Here is a 7,021-nt window from a genome sequence, read left to right on the forward strand (position 1 = left end):
GAGTGTATACGTGCTGAGAGCTTAATGTATTTCCGCAGACAAAGAGATTAAAAAAATATGCTTTTAAGTTCTTGTTTGACAAATGATTAACCGAATTTCGGCCGGTATGGAGAGTTTGAACCATTTCTAGCTGTGACGGGATCCAGGTTACCGTTAGCTTTTTGGGTTGCGCTAGCGCGACCGTGCTGCACAGAATAGAAAGGATAAGTATTGAGGCAATTCGATGTTTACGCATTTAGGCTAAGGATGAGGGACTTAAACATAGCATCAGGCTAACGACATAAATATTTCATACATAATCAACAATGTGATGAAGCATAAATGAGCTAATGACATACTGCCAATTTTGCGGTCTCATGAGCAATTCGTCATCGAACCTAGGTACTTTTGCCTACATGACCTTTTGTCGGCGAAACGTCCCCTGAAACCTGGGGTTTCAGCCACTGTTCCCCGCGCAGGCATTGGGAGCGCTTGCAGTACCTGTATTGATTATCTAACTTGCTCTGAAACAAATAGTAAGCCGATTGGCGAGGTTTAGTGGAAACGAAACAGCAGAGAAGATGAACCTACAACAAAATTTACGTTACCCGCTTACAAAGTTCTTGGTTGAAGAGCTCACAGGCCGCTTCTATGACAGCGAGCTTTCATGTCTTAACAGAATGTTGATCCTTTATTACAACAGGGTCTCTTTCGCGATCGATGGTAGTGAGAAAAACTACCTGGATGAATATGAGTCCTATTTGTCTGAGCCAGTTACATTCTGGTGGATACCCTCAGGACGGCTCCGGCGAATTAATGCACTTCGGCGCAGGATGCTTTTAGTGCTCAGTCTTCAAAGGGACTTATTTACCGATCTTCTGGCAAGGCCGGACTTCCTGAGTCTTTCCCGAAAGATATAAATGATAAGGCGCATTCGCGATTGGCTCACCCAGCAATCCGGTGTTGCCGCGTCTAAACTTGAATTTGTCGCCTGGCGGGATAGTTTGAATGCGCAGTACCGGCATTTGTTTGAAGCGACGCCAGCCAAAACGGCTCCAAGGTATGATTTGACGGATTTTTACCAGGTTTTGACAGGCAGAGACGAGGCAGAAAAGAAACGCAAATTCGAATCTCTGGTTGAAATATTAGAAAAAGAAGGTTGGCTTGTTGGGCAAACCCAGGATGGTCGGTACAGATTCCGAAACCGCGGAAAGGGCTTGAGGCTGCAAATCGCAGCGCTTTATTACACGCTCAACATGCGCGGGCACATTGAGCAGCGGCTCTCTGCCCCCTTTATTGCAAGCCTTTTTAACGCTTGGCTTGACCATGGGCTGGCCGAGAAGTCATTCGAAAAAATCTTTCAGGCAGAACAGCAACAGACTTTTAATTGCTCTTCAAGTCAGCCGCGCTTTCGCTATGTGAAGGAATGCGAACTGCTGATCCGCACGCTATGACGTATTAGATGTTTAAGATTGAAGCCCTGCTTTCGGATTTGCTCCGGCGCAGGGCTTTTTGTTTGTCGGCCGTTTTGGCGTACTAGAAGCAAATAGCTCGCTCACCAACACAGACGAGGTAACGATTCGCCTGATTGTTTTTCAGTCTCTGGATTGCCTGCTGCGTTGTAAGGTATCGGAAGCGTTAGGGTAAAATGGGGAAGCGCTCTCGTGTGAATGCTATTTTGAAATCCTGGCAGGACTTTTCCAGAAGCAATTGCCTACATGCTAGGAATGGTCGTTGCCGGAAACAGAAAGTAAAGGGCCGCAGACCACCAATGGTTGGAGTCTTCGTACCGGTAGCTACATAAGCTGGCCTTTGTGTGGAGAGCATTGAGCAGGTAAAGCAAAAAGTGGCTTGCATCAAAGGCGAAAAAATTAGGCAAAGGCTTCTTGATCTACAAACTCGCTTGCAGCAACTGTCCGCCGCCGACGGGTCGGATCAGGTCTACAAATAAAATAAGGGAACTGGATCGTCAAACCCGCGCCAAATGCGCCGGTTTCTTTTCATTGCCCACGGTCGCAAGAAAAGAGGCAAAAGACCGCAGTCGCGTAGACCGCCGGCACCTGTTGAGGGATGGAAGCCGCGCCGTGATACTAGCCCGATCGAAGGTGGTAAATTCTCTATAAAAATAAAAGTTTGGTAATTTTACCAAACTTTTATTTTGTTTTTTGAGTCATGTTACTATCTTTATGGAAAAATTTCTACCATGAGCGATTCAAAGGATTCTGATTTTTCCGATCTCTTTAGGCGGCTGGTGCAACCAGCAAATCAAACGATACAACCGGAAGATGATAATACAATAAAAAAAATATTCGATGAACGCATTAAAGATTTAGGGATAACGATAAACAATGCAGTTGAGCTAATCGGCATTGAGCATAAATCTTTGATCCCGATATTGGACGGCACAGCGAAACGTGTCGATCTGGTTAATGCGATAAAATTGTCTCATTTTCTTGGCTTAACCATCGAAGATTTCGCAGCTCTATATACTGGGCAGTTAGAGGCGTCAGTAATTGGTCAAATAGAACGAGCTAAGAAAGGAAGCTATTTGTCTACAAGTCTGGATCTGAAAGGATTAAAGTCGGAAAATTTTGTAAAAAATATCAATTCGGTCGAAAGTATTGAAGAGCGAGTCAATACATTCTTTGGGTTAAATAGCATATACGATTATTCTGATATCGGAGTCAAATCAGCATTTAGTCGTTCAAAAAGGGACTCCAACGCTTTAATGAGAGAGTTTTGGGTGAAGTCAGCATCCATACAGTTCAGAAATATTTCGAATCCTTATGAGTATGATCGGCAGGAGCTGATTGAGCTCTTGCCAAAGATCAGGCCCTATACTCAGGATATTGAGACCGGTTTGTTAACTGTCATTAAAGCATTGTATCGTATAGGCGTAACGGTTATTTATCAGCCATACTTGAAGGCGATCCAGGTCCGGGGTGCTACAATGGTTATTAATGGTAAACCGTGTATCGTCTTAACTGATTACCTCAACAGATATACTACATTATGGCACACCTTAATTCATGAACTTCACCATGTATTGTACGATTTGGAAGAAATACAGAAGCGGCAGGTCCATCTATCAGGCCAGCCGGACCTGTTTTTGGTCAATGAGAACAAGGCCGATGAATTTGCCAGACAATATCTATTTAGCATAGAGAGGTCAAAGCAAATTCTTCCCTTTATTAACGATGAGGTTGTGGTTAAAAGATTTACTGACTCTGCGCAGGTTCATCCCTCCTTTGCCTACGCGTATTACCTATACGATCTAACGCAAATGGGTTATGCGAACGCCTGGGGGAATAAACTTGCAAAGAAAATTCCTGTTTGCCAAGCTAGCCTTTCTCTTTTGAATACTCGGGCGTTTGAAAAGGACACCTTGAAAGAAAGTATAGAATACCTGAAAAGAGTAGTTTTTAATGTGTAACTAAATGCTTAAAGAAGTTCTATGGAAGATGATAGTCTAGCAGGTAGCGGGAAAAAACAGCTGCCTTCGAAATTCGATGAGGAGTTCGATAAAAAAGTAAATCCGGATCACGAGCAGGAACGTTTGGAGATCTTGATGCGTGCAGATAGTGTCAGAGGGCAGCAGTTGGCAATCGATAACGAAGGACAGCTGTTTACTCAGGATGAAATTCGCAGCTTTGTCTTGGACAATGTTCATGATCCATCGAAGATATATGACGTCTATTATAAGGGAATAGACAAATTGCTTCGTGGATATCTTCCTAAAGGTCCTGATTTTCAAAAGTCCAGAGACCTCATATACGAGGAAAAAAATTGTTTTCTAACGCGAGGACACCGAAAGAATGAAAAAGGAATCCGTGGCGCCGACAGTAGAATGGGGCACATTGAGGACGCCGAGATTATTCTGAATGTGGTAATCGACTCTGTAGTGAATAGCAGGGGAGTCTTTGAGATTTACTGTGCGATCAGGGACTTAAATGTGTCAAGAGGCTATGGACTCCCTGTTGCCGAGCAATAGAGGTTCAATAAACATCGGTTTTCAAAGTAAAATATAATATAAGTTCGTGGAAAAAACAGTCGATGTGCTCACTGAGCAGCTAGTTGATCCAGTCAAAATTGTCATTTCTTCTCAGCTGCTGCTGGAACGGCTGAAAGCAGTTTCATTCTGTGTGGGGAGAGACCGTCACTTTCCAATCTTGCAATGTATTAAGATAGATGTAACTATTGATTGTGTCACCGTCACTGCATCTGATCTTTTCAATACCGCGACCACAGAACTTGTTGCAGAAAGCAATGGGAGTATTTGCACATGTGTTCAGTTTGATTTGATTTTCAAACTTTTGACAACACTATCCGACCAAATGCTGACTTTTTTGATCGATCCGCAGACGCGCAAACTGTTTATCGAAACAGAGTCAGGAGTATATGAATGTCCGGGGTATGACCCGGTCGACTGGCCAACTCCTTCGCCGATGGATCACCAGGCGAGCGTTGAAATAAGGGCGGATATCCTTTGCCGGGCTTTGGGGGAGGTATTAACCTTTGTCTCCAACGACGACATCAGGCCCGTACTCGGAGGTATCTTCCTTGAATTTGAATCCTCCGAATTGCTTATTTGCGCATCGGATACTCAGGCTCTTGGTTTGCGTAAGATTAGTTTTTTCAACGGGATGACAGGATCTTCCAAGAAGGCAAAGCACCAGTTGATAATTTCTGCAAAGGTTGCCAAAGCTTTGGCCAGTATCCATAAGGATAATGCAGATAAAGCAGTCTCGCTTTCGTTCAATTCTTCCTTCATCTACATTACTGGTTTGCCGAACGGAATTTCTATCCTCAGCCAATTGATAGATGGACGATACCCGGCGTTTTTAAACTCGATCCCAACTCAGAATCCCTACCGCTTGATTGTAAACAGGAGTGATTTTCTCCTTGCCTTGAATAGAATCGAACCTTTTTCAAACACCGGAACCAGAAGAGTGCGCCTGCAATTAGCATTAGAAGGATGCGTGATATTTGCTGAGGACTTAGATAACAGTAAGCAAGCGCGAGAGCTGATTGCGGCAAATTATATCGGAAACAACTTAAACATAAGTTTCTCTTTAAGCCGTCTTCAGCATTCCTTAGAGTCATTCAATGGGTCCGAAATACGACTGGAGTTATCTGCTTTAAATAGAGCAGGGGTTGTAAGAGATGCGACGGCGTCTGAAGAAGATGCCAACTTAGTTCTTTTAATGCCGTTTTCGAGCGTTGAATGAGGTCAGACGTTGATCAACTTTTGTCAAATCTCCGGGTCGTCCAGTGATTGAATGTGCTTTAGATTGTCACATAAATCTAGAAAAAAGCAATGCACATTTAGCCCTGCCGATTGGTGGATTTCCGCTGCCAACGTCATTGAAACATAGACATGGCGGTTTAATTCGTCGGATTTCAAGTGTTGCGTTTTTAGAAAAGTTTGTAGGCCCCCACAGTCTTAATGTTTGATAATGTAGACGTCGTTGATTTAATGAGGCTCAATTGTAGGTTTACAAAAAACAGTATCATTACTCGCGTGACAGTCTTAAAAGCACTTTTTGTGCCTCAATTTGTATTCAATTGTTTGATTTTGAGATACTTAAATGGGTTTTTCAAAACCAATTTTTTTTCGTTTTCTTGCTGTAAACAAAAATAAGTAGAATAAGGGCACTGTGACAACAAATCTTTCGAAGCAATATTTGGCTTTCATTCAATCACAGCTGGAAACTAGCTTTTACGAGGTTGGAAGTGTCTTAAAAGACCTGCTCATCGAAAGATTTGGCATGAGCGAAGACAACGCTCGCCAAGTGATCAGGCGAGCCGCAAGTTCCGGCAAAATTAGATCTTCAGAACCATTTACATTTGGCCGTGGGCAATTCGCGTATTGGGTGTCAGACAAAGAGCTAGACGCTCATGATATCAGGCATCTTTGCGAGACCAGACGACCTCCAATTTATCGGTTGATTAAACTGCTTGATGAAAATCAGGGAGTAACATCCTATTATGAAGCATTAAAGGTCACATCCTCTCCAATCGAGCCGAGCACAACCAAAGTATCTTCTCTCAACGAAATCCTTGGACTTCTAAAAAAGCTAAATATTTTATATACCAGGAATGATCCCAATGAGGTCACCTATATCGTCCTGCGGGAAAACGGATATGAATTACCGGACGACCGAATTCTTCCAATGATGCGTAAGCATTATTCCAAGATGTTCGTTGATGCTGCCATTGTACCTGACATAATTAGATGGTTGAAAAAAAGTAATCTAATCTCAAACCCGGTAATGCCTTACCGATATCGAAAAACTCCATCGATCGGTGCAAGAGCCAACAATTTAGTTTGGGATGCGTGTGCTTACACCAAAGCGACAGGCATCAATCCTTTAGTTGGTGCGAAAGCGGTTAGTAATGAGAAACAAACTTTCGTTGTCATCGACGTAGTTGTCTCTTCGGAGTATTCTCAAATTCATCTGGATGGATTTTTAAGTCGTGTCCAAATCTCAATTAATTCTGGTGTGATGGATAAGCGGAAGCTGCTGCCAATCATTGTGTACCGGGATTGCCCTGACGAGGTACTTGCAAAAATAACGAAGCTGGGATTTATCGCTTATGATATAGGGGCCATTTTTGGAACCAGAATCTACAGGGCTTTGGCAAAGCTGGGGCATTTGTCTAATGTTGACTACTCACGAGGAGTTGAAAATGTGGTTTCAGCACTTCTGAAGATTATTAGTGAGTCCGGACAGGAAGAATCACTCAGGACGCTCAGGGGATTGCTTTTTGAAGCAATCCTCTATCCACTTTTAAAAACCATTTTTCCCAATGCGCAGATTTTTCAAGGTGTAACTCTAAAAGCGGAAATTGAAGGCAAGGAAAAAAGGCATGAAGTTGACTATATAATTCAATCGAGCAACCCATTGGAAATTGTGCTTGTTGAGTTGAAAGGTGTTTCCGCGAAATGACGTGGTTCCGTTTCGGTTTACACTTTTGCGAGTTAGTAAATATTTAAAACTGCCAATCTTATCCTGTTTGTCTATAGTATCGGGCTTCGAAA

The 7,021-nt window shown here is 42.9% G+C and carries 5 protein-coding genes; all 5 read left to right on the forward strand.

The genetic code is table 11. The annotated features are described in order from the left end of the window. The first annotated feature begins 899 nt into the window (after nucleotides 1–899). The 5 genes from J2Y43_RS29915 to J2Y43_RS29935 all read left to right on the forward strand — a co-directional run bounded on the left by J2Y43_RS29915 (nucleotide 900) and on the right by J2Y43_RS29935 (nucleotide 6,929). On the forward strand, nucleotides 900–1,433 hold the full coding sequence (locus J2Y43_RS29915) for a hypothetical protein (protein ID WP_310226706.1): 534 nt from the start codon (nucleotides 900–902) through the stop codon (nucleotides 1,431–1,433). A gap of 749 nt (nucleotides 1,434–2,182) precedes the next feature. Beyond that, on the forward strand, nucleotides 2,183–3,412 hold the full coding sequence (locus J2Y43_RS29920) for a hypothetical protein (protein WP_309991345.1): 1,230 nt from the start codon (nucleotides 2,183–2,185) through the stop codon (nucleotides 3,410–3,412). A gap of 21 nt (nucleotides 3,413–3,433) precedes the next feature. Continuing rightward, nucleotides 3,434–3,970 (forward strand): hypothetical protein, encoded by a 537-nt coding sequence (locus J2Y43_RS29925; protein WP_309991348.1) that lies wholly within the window; start codon nucleotides 3,434–3,436, stop codon nucleotides 3,968–3,970. Nucleotides 3,971–4,016: 46 nt separating this feature from the next. Continuing rightward, nucleotides 4,017–5,207 (forward strand): DNA polymerase III subunit beta, encoded by a 1,191-nt coding sequence (gene dnaN, locus J2Y43_RS29930; protein ID WP_309991351.1) that lies wholly within the window; start codon nucleotides 4,017–4,019, stop codon nucleotides 5,205–5,207. 456 nt (nucleotides 5,208–5,663) lie between these two features. After that, nucleotides 5,664–6,929 carry a hypothetical protein gene (locus J2Y43_RS29935; protein WP_309991353.1) on the forward strand — a complete coding sequence of 422 codons (1,266 nt, stop codon included), beginning with the start codon at nucleotides 5,664–5,666 and terminating at the stop codon, nucleotides 6,927–6,929. Nucleotides 6,930–7,021: the final 92 nt, after the last annotated feature.

This window comes from Dyadobacter sp. BE31 (assembly GCF_031457695.1).
In the GTDB taxonomy this organism is placed as follows: Bacteria; Bacteroidota; Bacteroidia; order Cytophagales; family Spirosomataceae; genus Dyadobacter.